At 72.1% G+C, this 15,171-nt stretch carries 15 protein-coding genes and 1 pseudogene; 9 read left to right on the top strand and 7 right to left on the bottom strand.

Annotation, left to right across the window (positions count from 1 at the left end; all coding sequences use genetic code 11):
• Nucleotides 1-128 precede the first annotated feature (128 nt).
• A complete protein-coding gene (locus ACGFZK_RS35595) occupies nucleotides 129-1,166 on the bottom strand; it encodes a PP2C family protein-serine/threonine phosphatase (RefSeq protein WP_393852966.1) in 1,038 nt (345 codons plus the stop codon).
• A 668-nt stretch (nucleotides 1,167-1,834) separates the two neighbouring features.
• Between ACGFZK_RS35595 and ACGFZK_RS35590 the strand changes: the two genes are divergently transcribed.
• Entirely contained in the window at nucleotides 1,835-2,284 is a 450-nt protein-coding gene (locus tag ACGFZK_RS35590) for a hypothetical protein (protein ID WP_393852965.1), read from the top strand.
• Nucleotides 2,285-2,558: 274 nt separating this feature from the next.
• On the opposite strand, the gene ACGFZK_RS35585 is transcribed toward ACGFZK_RS35590, so the two are convergent.
• Nucleotides 2,559-3,068, bottom strand: coding sequence for a hypothetical protein (locus tag ACGFZK_RS35585; protein WP_393852964.1), 510 nt, complete (start codon nucleotides 3,066-3,068; stop codon nucleotides 2,559-2,561).
• 890 nt (nucleotides 3,069-3,958) lie between these two features.
• On the opposite strand from ACGFZK_RS35585, the gene ACGFZK_RS35580 reads away from it, so the two are divergent.
• Nucleotides 3,959-5,542: a carboxylesterase/lipase family protein gene (locus ACGFZK_RS35580; RefSeq protein WP_393852963.1), complete on the top strand. Its 1,584-nt coding sequence runs from the start codon at nucleotides 3,959-3,961 to the stop codon at nucleotides 5,540-5,542.
• 23 nt (nucleotides 5,543-5,565) lie between these two features.
• Here the strand turns inward: ACGFZK_RS35580 and ACGFZK_RS35575 are convergent, their stop codons facing one another.
• The 3 genes from ACGFZK_RS35575 to ACGFZK_RS35565 all read right to left on the bottom strand — a co-directional run bounded on the left by ACGFZK_RS35575 (nucleotide 5,566) and on the right by ACGFZK_RS35565 (nucleotide 6,707).
• Complete coding sequence (locus tag ACGFZK_RS35575; protein ID WP_393852962.1) at nucleotides 5,566-5,694, bottom strand: hypothetical protein; 129 nt, start codon at nucleotides 5,692-5,694, stop codon at nucleotides 5,566-5,568.
• Nucleotides 5,695-5,999: 305 nt separating this feature from the next.
• Nucleotides 6,000-6,134, bottom strand: coding sequence for a hypothetical protein (locus ACGFZK_RS35570; protein ID WP_393852961.1), 135 nt, complete (start codon nucleotides 6,132-6,134; stop codon nucleotides 6,000-6,002).
• 126 nt (nucleotides 6,135-6,260) lie between these two features.
• A complete protein-coding gene (locus ACGFZK_RS35565; protein WP_393852960.1) occupies nucleotides 6,261-6,707 on the bottom strand; it encodes an IPT/TIG domain-containing protein in 447 nt (148 codons plus the stop codon).
• Nucleotides 6,708-7,155: 448 nt separating this feature from the next.
• Here ACGFZK_RS35565 and ACGFZK_RS35560 point away from each other — a divergent pair, with 448 nt between their 5' ends.
• The 3 genes from ACGFZK_RS35560 (at nucleotide 7,156) to ACGFZK_RS35550 (ending at nucleotide 10,518) form a co-directional block, all read left to right on the top strand.
• Nucleotides 7,156-7,878, top strand: coding sequence for a dienelactone hydrolase family protein (locus ACGFZK_RS35560; protein WP_393852959.1), 723 nt, complete (start codon nucleotides 7,156-7,158; stop codon nucleotides 7,876-7,878).
• A 407-nt stretch (nucleotides 7,879-8,285) separates the two neighbouring features.
• Nucleotides 8,286-10,052, top strand: coding sequence for a DUF4157 domain-containing protein (locus ACGFZK_RS35555; RefSeq protein WP_393852958.1), 1,767 nt, complete (start codon nucleotides 8,286-8,288; stop codon nucleotides 10,050-10,052).
• 145 nt (nucleotides 10,053-10,197) lie between these two features.
• Nucleotides 10,198-10,518, top strand: a complete 321-nt coding sequence (locus ACGFZK_RS35550) for a hypothetical protein (protein WP_393852957.1) — start codon at nucleotides 10,198-10,200, stop codon at nucleotides 10,516-10,518.
• A 141-nt stretch (nucleotides 10,519-10,659) separates the two neighbouring features.
• Here ACGFZK_RS35550 and ACGFZK_RS35545 read toward each other — a convergent pair.
• Both ACGFZK_RS35545 and ACGFZK_RS35540 read right to left on the bottom strand, forming a co-directional pair.
• Nucleotides 10,660-10,934 (bottom strand): annotated as a pseudogene (locus tag ACGFZK_RS35545) (acyl-CoA dehydrogenase); the annotation flags it as partial.
• A gap of 284 nt (nucleotides 10,935-11,218) precedes the next feature.
• On the bottom strand, nucleotides 11,219-11,788 hold the full coding sequence (locus ACGFZK_RS35540; RefSeq protein ID WP_393852956.1) for an SMI1/KNR4 family protein: 570 nt from the start codon (nucleotides 11,786-11,788) through the stop codon (nucleotides 11,219-11,221).
• A gap of 128 nt (nucleotides 11,789-11,916) precedes the next feature.
• On the opposite strand from ACGFZK_RS35540, the gene ACGFZK_RS35535 reads away from it, so the two are divergent.
• From ACGFZK_RS35535 to ACGFZK_RS35520, 4 genes are all read left to right on the top strand, one after another.
• Nucleotides 11,917-12,414, top strand: coding sequence for a DUF6247 family protein (locus tag ACGFZK_RS35535; protein WP_393852955.1), 498 nt, complete (start codon nucleotides 11,917-11,919; stop codon nucleotides 12,412-12,414).
• An 89-nt stretch (nucleotides 12,415-12,503) separates the two neighbouring features.
• Nucleotides 12,504-12,824, top strand: coding sequence for a CPCC family cysteine-rich protein (locus tag ACGFZK_RS35530; RefSeq protein ID WP_393852954.1), 321 nt, complete (start codon nucleotides 12,504-12,506; stop codon nucleotides 12,822-12,824).
• Nucleotides 12,825-13,620: 796 nt separating this feature from the next.
• Entirely contained in the window at nucleotides 13,621-13,986 is a 366-nt protein-coding gene (locus ACGFZK_RS35525) for a hypothetical protein (protein WP_393852953.1), read from the top strand.
• 391 nt (nucleotides 13,987-14,377) lie between these two features.
• On the top strand, nucleotides 14,378-15,166 hold the full coding sequence (locus ACGFZK_RS35520) for a TSUP family transporter (RefSeq protein WP_393852952.1): 789 nt from the start codon (nucleotides 14,378-14,380) through the stop codon (nucleotides 15,164-15,166).
• Nucleotides 15,167-15,171: the final 5 nt, after the last annotated feature.

Genomic DNA, 15,171 nt, shown 5'->3' with positions numbered 1-15,171 from the left:
CACCTCCCAACGGCCCCACCGCCCCCCCCGCCCCCCGGCCCGCGCCCCCCCCCCCCCCCCACCCCCCCCCCCGCCCCCCCCCCCCCCCCCCCCCCCCCCCCCCCCCCCCCCGGCCGGGGGCGGCCCGCTCAGGGCTCACACAGGCGTACGGCGAGGGCGGCGACGTCATCGTCAAGGCGCCCCTTGCTGTAGCGCAGGAGGTCGCGGTGAAGAGCCGCGAGCAGTTCCCGGGGCGGCGTCGGGGGCTGCCCGCGCATCCAGGCCGCCAGCGGGAAGAACTCACCGTCGCGGGCGCGGGCCTCGGCAATCCCATCGGTATAGAGAAGCAGCAGGTCATCGGGGGCGAAGTCGAAGGTGTCGACGCTGTAGTGGTCGCCGATCAGCTCCGCGAGGCTGAGCAGCGCCGAGGGGCTGGTGGGCTCGAGGACACGCACTTTCCCCCGGTTCAGGAGCATCGGCGGAGGGTGTCCGCAGTTGAGGATGCCGATACGCCTGCCCTCGTGCGGGATCTCGACCAGAAGAGCGGTGGCGAACCGCTCCATCGGCCCCTCGGGTGGGAACGCGGCGTTGTAACGGGTACTGCTGGCATCCATACGGCGTGCCACATTGACCATGTCGCTCTCGCCGTACGCGGCCTCCCGGAAGGCGTTGACGATCGCCGCGGCCGCCCCCACCGCCGGCAGTCCCTTGCCCCGCACGTCACCGATGAGCAGCCTGACCCCGAACGGCGTGTCGACCACCTCGTAGAAATCCCCGCCGATGCGGGCCTCGGCCGCGGCCGCGAGGTACAGCGACTCGATCTCGATGCTGCCGAAGCGCCGCGGCATGGGGCTGAGCACCACCTGCTGCGCCGCGTCGGCGACGAGCCGTACCTGGAAGAGGGTGCGCTCCCGCTGGAGCCGGGCGTGGCTTCCGTACGCGGCGGCCACGGTGACCGCGATGATCCCCGCGGCCGTCCACCACGTCCCCAGATCCGGAAAGACGAGGCCGAGGCCGATCATCAGGAGGAGGCAGACCGTTCCGAGCAGGACGGTGGGAAGCACCGGCCACATGGCCGCGGCGAGGGCCGGTGCCGCGGGCAGGAGACGGCTGAAGGCCATTTCCGGCGGAGTGGCGTAGGCCAGGCTGGCAATGACGACGGTCAGGATGACCGGCGACAGCCGCACAAGTCTTCCCGGGCCGGGGCGCCGGCGGTGCCGCGGCCGTCCAGACTCGATCACACTTCACAGAATATCTACGTAATGAGGGCATAGCGCTCTGGCGATCAGAGCCGGCCCTCAACGATCAAGGTTCCGCCTGACAGGACACCGGACGATCAGCCTCCGATAGCCGGCACGCCGCTCCCGGAAACCCCTGGCGAGGGCCGAAACCGCCTCGGGAGGGCCCGGCCGAGGCGCAGTCTGCCCGCCGGGGGGCCGGCGCACCCCCAGCCCGGAAGTCAGCCCGGCGGATCGCACACGCCTCCACCCCCTGCGCCAGGGCTCCGACGGTCCGCTCGCGGGACAGGAGCGTCCATAACCGCCTGGGTCACGGCAGGGAGAGCCGGGGGCTTGGCCAACAGGCGCCCGCGGCCGTCACCGGCCGCAGGCGGCGGGAGGCGTGGGCATGGAGGCCCGGCCGCCTGGCACCCGCACTCCGAGGCGCTTGCGCGCCGGGCCCTCGCCCTCGCGGTGCCGAACCCGTGCCGCCCGCCCAGGGGGCCTGTCACGCGCCTGTGACAGTCGGCGGACAGCGTCGTGAAGTCCGGAAGTCAGTCTTTTAGCAGAAGGACAAACCAGACATTTCGCCACTGTCCTTCGAATCCCCCACCCCCCCTTTTACTGGAGTAATCCTCATGGCTCGCACTTCCCGGAAGCAGCGTTTCTCGATGTTCGCCGTCTCGGCCGCGATGGTCGGGGGAGGCGTGCTGCTGCCCACCAGTGCATTCGCTGCGCCGGCTACCCCGCAGGCCAGTGAGGCGGCGGCCACGCTGGTTGCCGACCACGCGAAGAGCGGTCATGAGAGCACGGGCAAGGACAACCGAGGCCACCAGGGCAAGAAGCACAACGGCAAGAAGAACCAGGGCAAGAAGCACGGCAAGATCAAGGACGTGAAGAACATGCCGGGCTGCAAGTTCTACAAGGGCACGGTGTACTGCGAGCACAAGCCCGAAAAGCCCGCCCCGGCCCCGGAAACCGCCCCCGACCGGGAGACCGGTCAGGTCACTGACACCGCGCCGGAGACCGCCCCCGACCGGGAGACCGGTGAGGCCCTCGTGGAACAGAGCTCGGCCGCCTCCGGCTGAACCTGCCCCCCGGCGAAGCAGCTCCCCGCACCGGTACCGGTGCCCACGGTGAAGCCGCCCTGCAACAAACTGATCAGCCCCTGCCGAGCCCGTCGGGCCCCAGGGGCTTTGGTCTGCCCTGCCGACCCGGATGCCACCCCGGCCCGGACCGCAGCGCCGGACAGGGTGACGCGACGGGCGGCAGCGGCAGGGGCCGGGGGCAGCCATTCGGCCGGGTCCTTGTCGGCCTTGGCCCGGTTGGACTGGGCCCGCTTGGACTGGGCGGTGACCGCGATCAGCCAGGTGGGCGTGTCCACTCCTGCAGGAGGGCTTCGCGCTCGGGCGGTTTCGGTGTGCCACCCCGGTGGCCCCGGCTCCAGGCCGTGAGGGTCCCAGGGTCTGCCGTGCCCTCCCGGAAGCGGGCCAGAAGGTGCTGGGACAGGGTGATCTCCCGGGAGGTATAGCCCTTGGCCGCCGCCGGCACCTGCACCTCCTCCGGCCCGTCCTCCGTCTCCAGGACCAGGAACATCCGTGGCGGCTCCTCGCCGCCGTAGCTGGACGCAAGCGTGACCACCGCTTCCAGCACCGCCGCCAGGAAGCGGCCTCCGCCCCGTGCGTCGCCCTCGACGGGCACGGCCTCCACGCCTGCGGAGCGCAGGATCGACCACGGCCATGCCCGGACGCAGTCCGGGCCCCGTGCCTGTACCCCTTCGGAGGTGACCCGGACGCAGTGCCCCTCCGCATTCGGCGGGGAACCCACGTACACGGAGTCCTCGGTGATCCAGAACAGTCCTACCATCGCCACGGCTGACTCCTGATGTGCATGCCCGTCCGTCCCGGGCTCCTGAGAGCGGTTCCGGCGCCACGCGCCGCGGTTCCAGTAAGCCCCACCCCGCCCAGCGGGGCATGACCCTGGATATCGGGGCTTGACCGTCTGCGGGACGAGAGCCTTCGTCCGCCCCTTGCGCTGGAGCCGGCCCCGTGGCGTCCCGGGGTGCAGATCGCCCGCCCGCCTGCGCGGCACCACCGCCGCGGGCACGCCCGCGGTGGGTCCGGCACGCGGTCGCATACGCCGGCCCGGGGGAGGGGTGCGTGTGCACGCGGCACGGCTGCGGCCGTACGTTCCCGCGTCCAGGTGGGCCGCCTGGTGGGCAGGTGGTCATGGCCGCAGCGGCCGGTGACTCCCGAGCTCATCAGCATTGATCAGGTGGCGGGCTGCTGCCGTCGGGGTCCGTTGCCCGGGGCCGGCGGTACGAGCGCCGGAGCCGGGGGTTCGCCGGACGCCCCGTCCCGGCCGGGGAGGGGCCGGGACGCGGGGTGTCCGGGTGCCGTACGGATCCGGGCGGCAGCCCGTCGTGCGGGCGGGCCTGCCGCACGACGCCGGGGGGAGGGGCGGCATGCGGCGGGGCCCGCTCCGGAGGCGCCACCACTGCAGGGTGTCGCTACCGGTATCCACGCGTCTGTCCCGGCCCGGCTCCCTCAAACGCTCGTCTCTCCAGGAGTTCTGAGAGGGCGTCAAGGAGCGCCGTGCGGCCCCCGGCCGCTGGACCCGCCTCCGGTCTCGGGCGCCGTGGTCCCGCTCAAAAGAATCCGCCGCGGACCGGATCTCGCCGTGCCCTCCCTAAATGACTGGCACGCACCGTGCGGCAGCGGGATGATCCCGGAACGTCCAGGCCGCCCAGTGGAAGAGCTGTGATGACCGTTACCGCGTCCGAGCCGTCCGGATCCGAGCCCGAGGTCCGCGTGGCGGGCGGGGCGCTGCGCGGCAGCCGCGAGGCGGGTGTGGCGGTCTTCCGCGGCATCCCGTTCGCCGAGCCGCCGGTCGGCCCGCTGCGTTTCGCCGCGCCGCGGCCCGTACGGGGATGGGACGGGGTCCTGCCTGCGGCGGCGTACGGCCCGCCGCCCCCTCAGGGCGGCCATTTCGGCATGGACGCGCTGGCGCGGGACGCGGCGGGCGACGATTGGCTGACGGTCAACGTCTGGTCGCCCGAACCGAGCCCGGGCGCAGTGCTGCCGGTGATGGTGTGGATCCAGGGCGGTGCCTACACGATCGGCATGTCCGGTCTTCCCGAGTACGACGGCGGGCGCCTGGCGCGTGACGGCGGTGTCGTCGTGGTGACGTTCAACTACCGTGTGGGCCTGGAGGGGTTCGGGCAGATCGAAGGGGCGCCCGCCAACCGGGGCCTGCTGGACCAGGTGGCCGCCCTGGAATGGGTGCGCGACAACATCCGGGCCTTCGGCGGTGACCCGGACCGTGTCACGGTCTTCGGCCAGTCGGCAGGCGCCGGATCGGTCGCCGCGCTGCTGGCGATGCCACGTGCGGCCGGGCTCTTCGGCCGGGCCGTGGCACAGAGTGTGCAGGGCACGTTCTTCTCGCCGGAACTCGCCGCCGACATCGCCGCCGCTTGTGCCGCCGAGCTGGGGACGGGGCCCACCGTGGGCGACCTGTCCGGGGTGGACCCCGTCCGGCTGTCCGCCGCCGGTGACGCGGTCGGCGCCAAGATGGACCGGTGGGCGGATCGCTGGGGTCCGGTCGGGCACCGGGCGATCCCGTTCTCGCCGGTCGTCGACGGGGACGTCCTGCCGGTCACGCCGTGGCAGGCCCTGGCCGACGGCGCCGGCCGGAATGTCGAACTCCTCGTCGGCCACACCCGCGACGAAACGCGGCTGCTCACCGCGCTCGACGGACTGCTCGGCCAGGTCACTGCGGAACAGGCGGAGACCGCCCTGCACGTCTTCGGCCCCGGCCGGAACGCCGCACGCCGCTACCGCGACGCGTTTCCCACCGCGGGCCCGGACGAGCTGTACGAACTGGTCACCTCCGACTGGCTGTTCCGCATGCCGTCCCTCCACCTCGCCCGCGCTCAGACCGCCGCCGGCGGCCGTGCCCACGTCTACGAGCTGACCTGGTCCGCCCCGGGCATGGGCGGTGCCCTCGGTGCCTGCCACGGCCTCGACGTACCTCTGGTCTTCGGCAACCTGGACCGCGGCCAGCCCGCCGTGCTGATCGGCGAAAGCCCGTTCCCGGAGGCGGAAGAGCTGTCCGCACGGATGCGGGCCGCCTGGACGGCGTTCGCCGCCCACGGCGACCCCGGCTGGCCCGCGTACGACACGCAGCAGCGCCTCGTACGACTCTTCGACACCCGGCCGGCCCTCGCCGCCTACCCGGAGGAGACCTCCCGCCTGATCTGGCAGGACCACACGTTCCCGGCCCTGCCGCTGCTCGGCAGCCGCCCATCGACGCCTGCCGGCGCTTGGACCGGAACGCCATCGGCGTAGGAATCCGGATCCCGTTCGCCTTCTCAGAAGGACACGTCGATGTAGTCGATGTCGGTGAATTCGACTTCGAGGGTTTCGGCGCGGGCGCCGCCGCCCTTGCTGTGGCGGGCCCGGTTGTAGCCCTTCTCCATGAGGTCGACGGCCCGGGCCATCTCCTGGACGCCCTCGACCTTCGCGAGGCCCGGAGGCGTCCCGGGGCGGAAGGCGCCCGGGAAAGCGGCTTGCCGGAGGTTGCACCGGGTTCACCCATCCGGTCATGACCGGATGGGTGAACCCGGCCCGGCGACCGGGGCCCAGGACGACGGCGAGGGAACGGATGTCGCACACGGCGTTCGGCCCGCGGAGCCGGTCGGCATTCACCCGGGCGATAGCCGACGTGGACGGCAGCGCTGTGTAACGCGGCGCCCTGCCCGGTCCTGCACGTCGACGCCTGCATCAGGCTCCGGCAAATCCCCCCTCAGGCCCAGTCGATACCGAGTTCGGCGAGCGCGGCGAGCTGCCAGGCATCAAGCCGCCCGCCGCGGGCCCTGACGTTCCCCTGCCAGATCCCGGTGCGGTGCCCGGCCCCGTCGGGAAGGCGTTCGACCGACACGGGAGCGGGCGCAACACCGCCTCGGGAAGGGCACGCCGTCCGGCGGAGCCCTCGCCGGCCGTGTCCGGCGGCATCGCCCACGAGGGACCCCGCTGACGTTCCGCCGCCGTGGGCGCCCCTCGCGGCTCAGTCCACGTAGGTGAAAGTGAGCGGGTTCGTGAGCCGCCCGCACGGGGTCGCCGCGACGACGGAGACGGCCCCGGCCGCAGGCCACTGCGGGGCGATGGCGACCAGCGCGGTGTCACTGAGGACCACTACATCGGAGGCCTCCCGCCCGGTGAAGCACCCGTCGGGTCCCAGGAAGCCGAAGAGCACCCGGGTGTAGGGGGTCAGCCCCGTACCGTTCAGGGTGACCTGGGTGCCGCCGCTGACCGGCCCGATGTCCGGCTGGAGGGCGACGAGCTGGCCCTGAGGAGCCCCCTCCGGAGCGCCCGGGCGCAGGACGGGGAACGCCCCGGGGGCGCAGTGCGCGGGACCGGCGGCCTCGGCCCGCGAGGCGGAGTGGACCAGCGGCAGGGCGCTCAGGGCGAGGGAGGCAAGCAGGATCCCGGCCCGGCGGTGGGTACGTCTCAAGGCGGTGCCTTCCGGTGTAGGGGACGGGCCCGGAGGAACCCGGACCCGCCTCGATGGGACGGTGGCGCGGGTCCACCAGCGCAAAGAGACGCGCGCCAGCCGCAGACCCGAACCCCTACCTCGTTGTACCTGCCCGGCGCCCCTACCGCCCCAGCACCGCACCCCCTCCAGGAGAAACACCGCCAGGCTTCCTCGGCTTGCCGGAAGACACGCCCGCCGGGGTGCCGCCGTCCGCGTCGGCCGCGCCCGCGTCCCGGCCACGGAGCCCCCGCAAGAAACCGTTTGGCGGACCACGGCGGCCATTGCTACGTTTCCTCCGGCCGTGCGAGAGAACGAGGAGGTGGTACCCGTGAACGCAGTATCGACATGGGTGCTCCCCTCCGGGGTCACGGTCGGGCGATAGGTCGTCCGGGAGCGCCGTTCCAGTGCACTCCCGAAAGGCACGACCATGCAGTTCACTTCCGAACAGCGCCTCGACGACGGCGTCCTCGAACGCGAATTCACCCTCGGTGAGATCCCCGGCACCCTGTGGACGCCTGAATCCGCCGCACCGGCCCCGCTGATCCTGATGGCCCACAACAACGGCCTGCCCAAGGGGCAGCCCCGGCTGGTGGCCCGGGCCCGGCACACCGCGGCGTCCGGCTACGCGGTGGCCACCATCGACGCCGCCGGGTGCGGTGACCGGCCCCGTTCCGCCGCCGACGAGCAGGCTCGCGCCGACCTCCGCCGGGCGATGCAGGCCGGCGAGCCGGTCGACGAGATCTTCGAGTCCCTCGTCGGCTCGCTGGTCGAACAGGCGGTCCCGGAATGGCGGACCACCCTGGACGCCCTCCTTGCACTGCCCGAGATCGGCGGCCCGGTCGGATACTCGGGGTGGACCGCCGTCGGCATCCGCCTGGCGGCAGTCGAGCCGCGCATCGCGGCCGCCGGCTTCTTCGCCGGCGGCTACGTGCCCCACCTCCAGCGCGAGGAGGCCCGGCAGGTCACCGTTCCGCTGCTGTTCCTGCTGCAGTGGGACGACGAAGGCAACCCCCGGCAGCGGGCCCTGGACCTGTACGACGCCTTCGGCAGCAAGGAGAAGACCCTGCACGCCAATCTGGGCGGGCACACCGGCACCCCGTGGTTCGAGGTGGAGGACGGGTGCCGGTTCTACGACCGGCACCTGAAGTGACGCCGGACCGCCGGACGCCGGACCGCCGGACCGCCGGACGCCGGACCGTCAGGCCGGCAGCAGACGGTAGGCCACGCCGGCCAGAACGCTGCTCGTCGGGGACAGGCCCAGGCTCTCCGCGGCAACCCCCCATGTGTGACTCGCGATCGGAGTTCTGAGTAGACCCCACTGGGTCCCGGCTTCTTTGTACGCGTGCAGGACGCGCTTGCGGAGAAGCCGGGATCCGGCCCGGCCGGACATCCGGCGCTTGACCATCCTGATGTGGCGTGACGCGCCTTCGACGGCACCGGAGTTCCGGCCATACGGCCCACGCACGTTGCCCCAGCTCTGCCCTCGCGTACATCGCCCGACCGCCCGCGCCTCAGGTACCCAGAGGGGAGTTGTCTGCTCGCCAGGAAAGAGGTCGCATGCACGCCGAAGAACGGGCCAGGTCTGCCGAGGCACGCAAGGGCAGGGCACCGGCCCGCCAACCCCGGGCCGCGACCCCGACGCCGCCCCCGGCCCTCCTCGCGATGCAGAGCACCGCCGGCAACGCCGCCGTCGTCCAGATGCTCCGCCGGACCGGACACCCCGGGGCCCGGGAACAGCACCGGCACGGCGCCGACTGCAACCACCAGCAGACCGAGCACCCGGTACAGCGCTCCACCGTCGATGACGTCCTGCGCACCCCCGGCAACACCCTCGACGACGCCACCCGCACCGAGATGGAAGCCCGCCTCGGCGCCGACTTCTCCGACGTACGGATCCACACCGGCGAGGCGGCCCGCGCTTCCGCCGCCGAGATCGGCGCCCGCGCCTACACCTCCGGCCACCACGTCGTCATCGGCGAGGGCGGCGCAGACCGGCACACCCTGGCCCATGAGCTGACCCACGTCATCCAGCAGCGGCAGGGCCCGGTGGCCGGCACGGACAACGGGTCGGGGCTGAGCGTCTCGGACCCGTCGGACCGCTTCGAGCGGGAGGCGGAAGCCAACGCCACCAGGGCTCTGAGCGGACCGGTGCCCAGCCAGGCGACGAAGGGCCCGGCCGAACGGACCGGCGCCGGCGCGGAGTCCGTGCAGCGCTCCATCCACCCCTACCCGACGTCCGGCCAGATCCCCAGCGAGGAGGTCGGGAAGGACCTGGTGGCCTTCGCCGAGAAGCTCGACGCGGCCGTCCAGATCGCCTGGCTCCAGGCCACCCAGAATCCGACCGACGCCGCTCTCGCACGTACGGACGGATATCTGGGCCGGTGGGCGGAGCAGTGGCAGGAGTACCTCCAGGCCACCCCGGTGAAGAAGACGGAGATAGCCGCGCTGGTACCCGCCATGGCCGGCTACGCCATCGAGTCCCTCGCCACCAAGGTGTTCCTCACCGAGCGGAAGTCCTGGACCGGTCCGGCCTCCGGCCTCAAGTTCGCCGTGGCCATGCAGGTCACCCACGGCAACACCCGTCCCGATGTCGTCCTCCAGCTCGACGGCAGCGAGGTCGCCTGGTACGACATCACGTCCGCGAAGAGCCTGGGGCACATCTTCGAGAAGGACGGCTCCGGCTGGCAGACCAGGCCGTACATCGCCGAGATCGCCTATCCGCAGGTGACGGCACAGACGGTCGAGTCGAACGCGGCCAAGTGGCAGAACGCGGGCAGCCCCGCCATCACGAACGACCCCATGATCTTCGCGAACTACTGGATGGAACGCGGGCGGTTCGAGGTGACCATGAACGTCATGCGCAAGGACATCCTGCAGACCTCCCCCTCCCTCCTCGACCACGCCCGCAACGCGGCCGACAGCGTCACGGGCAACGTGAACGCGGCACGCCGCCAGGAGTACATGAGGGCCTGCCTGGCCCTCTACAAGGCCGGGGTGCTCGGCGGCAGCTCCAGCCCATCCGACGTGGCCACCGAGATCACGAACAGGGGGCAGACGCCTGGCGTCACGGCACTCGCACCGCTTCCCAAGGACACCGCCTCGGTCATCCAGTGGCTCACCGGCAACCACAAGAAGTACGGCTTCCAGGGCAGCGACGGCAAGAGCAGCTTCAGGAGCCTGAGCGTCCAGCCCGGAATCGTCTGGCTCCAGGAGTGCGCCGCACACCAGCAGATCACCGTCCCGGACGCCGACGTCCTGGCCCACATCGGCACGAACTATCCGGAGGGCCTCACCGCACTCCGTAGTGCAGGGCTGGTCACCTGACCCCCAGGCCGCCACCCCATGGCCGGCCGGCCGGCACTGACGGACGTCACCCACGCCTCACCGAACCGGGCCCCCGGGGAAACCGCTCCAAAGGCGACGCCCTCGCTCAGCAGGTGCCCGCAAAGAGGACCTCAGCTGGGAAGAGGTGAAGCGGCTTCCCTCGGACCCCACGGCACTCAAGGTGGTCCTGGAGGAGTTCTATCCCGGAGGTCCCGGACCGGACAGCGAGGCCGATACGTTCTCGGCCTACATGAACGCCCTGAGCTACCTGCTCACGTTCGCGCCCCTCGAACCACGGCAACGTGCTGCCGTATACGAGGTCCTCGCGGACATGCCGGGGCTCCGGCTGGTCGGGCCGGTCCAGGACAGCACAGGCCGTGCCGGGACCGCCGTGGAAGCGGACACCCGCAACTCACGCATCCGCATGATCATCGACCCCGAGACGGGCGGACCGCTGGAGAAGTAGTCCATGCACTGCCGCGGCGGGAAGTACGACGGGAAGATCGCCAAACGCGTGACGGTCCTGTCGGCCGGCCCCCAGCAGAGCATCCCGCCGTACCAGGAACGACTGCCGAAGGGGAGCGCGCTGCCCGGCCCGAGCACACCCCTAGGGAGCGGGGAGTTCCGCGAAGTCCGCGACCAGGCCGCGGTGGTGGCCCGCCGTGCCCAGGGCCGGGGAGTCGGCCTTGGCGCGCTTGAGGTAGAGGTGGGCCGGGTGTTCCCAGGTCCTCGGCGGCGCGGACGGCCACGCCAGACCCTCAGCGGGGTGTCGGGGGCCGCGGTGGCCAGGGCGTCGGCCGCGGCCCTGGCCACCGCGCGCGCGGAGGCCACATCGAGCCAGAGCCGGGCGAGGCGGTGCTTGACGGGTCGGCGAGGCGGGTGCCCGCCACCCGGGGCCTCCTCACGGTCGAGGGGCCGGGACCGCGAGGCCCGCCGGACTGGAAGCTCGAATCCATCCGGACCGGGTCCGGGCCGGGGCGCTGCGGAGCGCGTGGAACGACGACGGCTCCACACGGTCCGGTGTTAGACGACTCTCAGCGTGGTGATGAAGCGGGGTAGCGGCGACACTCCCGTTGCACACGGGATGTAGTTGTCTCCGGTGCCGGGCTGTCCCTTCGCGTGCGACGACACGGTGAACACGAGCGAGTCGTGGAGCCGTCGTTCGCTCAGAAGGCTTCGACCCGAGGCCGTACCGACGGCAGCTCCCACAGTTCCAAGGCTCCGCTGATCAGGTCGGCGAGGAACTGGACCGCGCCTCCGGTGTAGTGCCACCAGCCGCCGTTGCGTGAGGCCACGGTGACAGTCCACTCGTCGGGACCAGACCCTGTGGTGTTCCAGAGGAAGTAGTCACCCTGGTTCGACGTGGCCCAGGGCAGCAGACCCCCAGGGGCAGGAAAGGGGTGCAGAGGAATGGACATCTCTGCGTCCGCACACCACTCAGCGAGGATCTCAAGATCCTCGGGGTCCTCTGACCAGGCCGTTTCCTGCCCGGGGTTCGGGAAGCCGACGCAGAGGAAGTCCCCGAAGGCCAAGGACGGGTAGCTGTCGGCAAGCAGCTTGTAGTCGGAAGGCAGCTCCGTGGTCAGGCACTCCTCGACCGTTGCCCAGTCGATGCCGGCCGGAGCCGTACGTCGGATGAGGGCGAGGCCGGGGACGGCCTGCTCCAGAGCCGCGACCGTCGAGGCCGGATCAGTCAGTCGCTGACGAGGTACTTGAGTGCCGATGAGAGCGTCCACCGGGACAGCGTGCCAGAGCACGGATCACGAGCCTTCACTGACCTCCTACGTAGGGCTCACCGTGTGCGTACGGCTTGTGGGCTACGAGCAGCGGGCCCGCTGGGAGTGGGCCGGCCGCCGGCATCCCGATGGAGAAGGTCGCGACAGCGTGGGGCACGAGCGAGGCCGCGGCCCGCCACTACGCCCAGAGCTACCTCCACCAGCCGGGAGGACCGGACCCCTCCTCCCTCCACCACCGCGGCGGCTACCGCGGCGGTACAACCGGCCTGGAGGAGCCCGTGAGCGCCCAACCCGCCGACCACGCCCCCGTCCCGCCGTACGCGCCCGCGCCCGGGGCCGCGGCCGAACTCCGCGCCCTGCTGCGCGTCGACCGCCGCGCGGACACCTGGGTGCCGGCGTTCGAGCGGGACTGGGCCAAGGCCCTGGAGGACGCCCGCGACTCCTTCACCCTCACCCCTTTGCACGAGGTGGTGCGCACCTGGCAGTTGCGTGTCGCCGCGGCCCCGGGACGACGTCCTCGGCAGCCGCGGGTGACCGGTCAGCCGTGGGCGTCCGGGCCGCGTCCGTCGGGCAGCTGCCCGACGTCTACGTGGCCAACCGCCTCACCCGCGGCTTGTCCGTCCTGAGCATCGTCTGGCTCGGGTGGCAACGCCTTGCCCTCGGCCGTACTGGGCCGCTTCTTGTGGATCATTCGAGAGAGCGGAACGATGTAGGCATGGCTCCTGAAGACCCGCCCACCGTGCCCTCGATTGACACCACGAACGGCCTTGTTGCATGCCCCTGCTGTTTCCAGCCGACGCTGGAGAAGCGGGCCAACTTCGAAATCTGCCCAGAGTGCGGCTGGGAGGACGACGGGCAGGATGACGCGGACGCGCACTTCGTCCGAGGTGGGCCAAACGGCCGACTGAGCCTGGTGCAGGCCCGGTTGGACTACCAAGACGAGGTAGCTGAGGAACACAGCGAGTCCTTGACGCACGGCGGTGACGGGCTGTGGCGGTCGGAAGCGCGACGCCAAGTCCCAGACCTGACTGAATAGGGCAGCCTCCGGATGCCTTCGCTTTCGTTGTATGGCTGTGTCACTGACTGGTGCCCAGTGAGCTCGCATCGAGCCGTTGCGCCCGGACCGTACGCCGAGGCGGGGTGGCATCGCAGAGCGGTCTGACGACTGCGCGCGTCAGCCGTCGCCGTGGCGACTTCGGGCAGCCGTTCGAGGAAGCCGTCGACCCGCGGCTGGTGGTCCTCGGGCCAGGTGGCCTGGGGGAGCATGTCCTCCACCCCGTAGAGGGCTCCGGGGCCAGGAGCGCGAGGAGACCGTCCAGCTGGTGGTACCTGCCCGGCCGGCAGTCGACATACGCGAAGTCGTACGGACCGCCCGCGGCGGTGAGCCAGGCATCGGCGTCCGCCGTGACGAACTCGATCCGGGGATCCGGCTCCGAGATGGTGGCCCGCGACGGTCGTAAGGCGGGCGGCCGCGTCCATGCCTGCGGTGAGCCAGGCGGCTCCGGCGTCGGCGCCCGTGCCGAGCTCGAGGAGGCGGCCGGATATGCGTGAGGAAGTCCGGGGCGCTCGCGGGCCGACGCTCGACGGGGGGAGACCGGCTGCGGTGTCGCGACGGTCGTCCGCCGTCAGTGAGGAGCACGGTGTTGGCCATGGGCAGCAAGCAGGGGAGCCTCGTGGCGACCTCTGAATGCCGGCGGCGAGAGCCTTCAGCCGACCCCGGCCCGATAGCGGCGAGGGACGTGGCGGAGGGAACGACTCCGCTGCCGTCCACCTCTTCTCGGGCGAAGACCGCCCCCGGCGGTTTTGACCGGCCGTCCGACAGGAGAACCGCCGTGCCGCTTCCGTCCCGTCGACCTCGCACTTCCGCCCGCGCACACCGCCTCGCCGGCACCCTCGCCGTCGCCGTCGTGGTGCTGCTGTCGGCCGTGGTCGCCGTCCGGGAGGGCCGCGCGTCCGGGCTCATGCCCGAGCGTAGCTGGGGTCCCTGGACCGACGGGGGGATCGAGGGCTGGTCGACGCACGTACGGGTCAATACCTGGGGCGACGCGGCCCAGGCCGACATCCACTTCGGCAAGGCCGAGGACCTCACCCTGCGGGCCTACGGGAAGACGGCCCGCGCGACCAGCATGATGGAGCCCACCGTCTTCACCCTCACCCCCGACGGAAGGCTCACCGCCCGTCGCCTGTCTGCGCCGTGAGAGGCGGACCTAAGCCGCCCAAACGCCCTTGGCACCGGTACGGGAAGTACAGGCAGGGCGCGCGATTCGACCCTACTGCCGGGCAGCAGCTGCTCTCCGCCACCCTCAGCCCCGACGTCCTGCAAGGACTCACCGGCCTGAACACCGGCCTCTAGGAGAAGTGGGGCTCGGGTCCGCTCGTCCGTCCTGGTGGGGCGGACCGGGGTGCGGTCAGCGGTTGTCGTTTGAGTTCCTGATGCATCTGGGGCTGGTCTGGTCGTGGGTGAGGGCGACACGTGCGGCTGCGCGCCGGGCTGCACCTGCTGCTGATGAACATCTCGTTGCCGACCCGCGCCCGCCCGGTCCGGTGCGCCGATACTGATCCGGCGATCGGGACACGGCGGGAGCAGCGATGGAGTGGACGATCTGGGCCGGGTTCGCGGCCGGCCTGCTGATCTCGACGGTGACCGCGCCGGTCGGCGTGTCCGGGGCGGTCTTCCTCCTGCCGGTCCAGCTCAGCGTCTTCGGCGTGCCGAGCCCTGCGGTCACGCCGACGAACCTGCTGTTCAATGTGGTGGCCGGGCCAGGCGCCCTCTGGCGCTACCGCCGCGACGGCGCTCTGCGCGGCGGACTGGCCCGGCGCCTCGTCCTCTGGACGCTGCCTGGCGTCATCGCCGGCGCGGCCATCCGCGTCTTCGCCCTCCCCGGCCCCGGCGTCTTCCGCGTCCTGGTCGCCGCCCTCCTGCTGCCCCTGGGCGCCTGGCTGTGCCTGCGCACCCTGCGCCCGGCCCGCCGCCGGACGGACCCCCGTGCAGGCGAGCCGTCGGCGCCCGGGCTCGCCGCACTGGCTGTGACCGTCGGGGTGGTGGGGGGGATCTACGGGATCGGCGGCGGTTCCCTTCTCGGGCCCATCCTCGCCGCACGCGGCGTGCCCATGGCCCGTCTCGCGCCGGCCACGCTCGCCGCGACGTTCACCACCTCGCTCGCGGGAGCCGTCGCGTACGCCGTGCTGGCCGCGGTGAGCTCCGGGCCCGTCGCACCCGACTGGTGGCTGGGTCTCGCCTGCGGCCTCGGGGGGCTGGGCGGCGGGTACCTCGGGGCCCGACTCCAGCCCCGCCTGCCCGAGACCTTCCTGCGCCTGCTGCTGGGCACGCTCGCGGCCGCCCTCGGCGCCCTCTACGCCGTCCAGGCCCTCACCTGACCGGG

This window comes from Streptomyces sp. NPDC048257 (assembly GCF_043201855.1).
Classification (GTDB): domain Bacteria; phylum Actinomycetota; class Actinomycetes; order Streptomycetales; family Streptomycetaceae; genus Streptomyces.
The sequence above is the reverse complement of the archived record's forward strand: the minus strand, read 5'-3'. Positions and strand labels throughout refer to the sequence as shown.

Coding starts and splice junctions, on each gene's coding strand:
- ACGFZK_RS35590 (WP_393852965.1), top strand. CDS start 1,835: ATGGCTCGCACTTCCCGGAAGCAGCGTTTCTCGATGTTCGCCGTCTCG.
- ACGFZK_RS35580 (WP_393852963.1), top strand. CDS start 3,959: ATGACCGTTACCGCGTCCGAGCCGTCCGGATCCGAGCCCGAGGTCCGC.
- ACGFZK_RS35575 (WP_393852962.1), bottom strand. CDS start 5,694: ATGGCCCGGGCCGTCGACCTCATGGAGAAGGGCTACAACCGGGCCCGC.
- ACGFZK_RS35560 (WP_393852959.1), top strand. CDS start 7,156: ATGCAGTTCACTTCCGAACAGCGCCTCGACGACGGCGTCCTCGAACGC.
- ACGFZK_RS35555 (WP_393852958.1), top strand. CDS start 8,286: ATGCACGCCGAAGAACGGGCCAGGTCTGCCGAGGCACGCAAGGGCAGG.
- ACGFZK_RS35535 (WP_393852955.1), top strand. CDS start 11,917: ATGGAGAAGGTCGCGACAGCGTGGGGCACGAGCGAGGCCGCGGCCCGC.
- ACGFZK_RS35530 (WP_393852954.1), top strand. CDS start 12,504: ATGGCTCCTGAAGACCCGCCCACCGTGCCCTCGATTGACACCACGAAC.
- ACGFZK_RS35520 (WP_393852952.1), top strand. CDS start 14,378: ATGGAGTGGACGATCTGGGCCGGGTTCGCGGCCGGCCTGCTGATCTCG.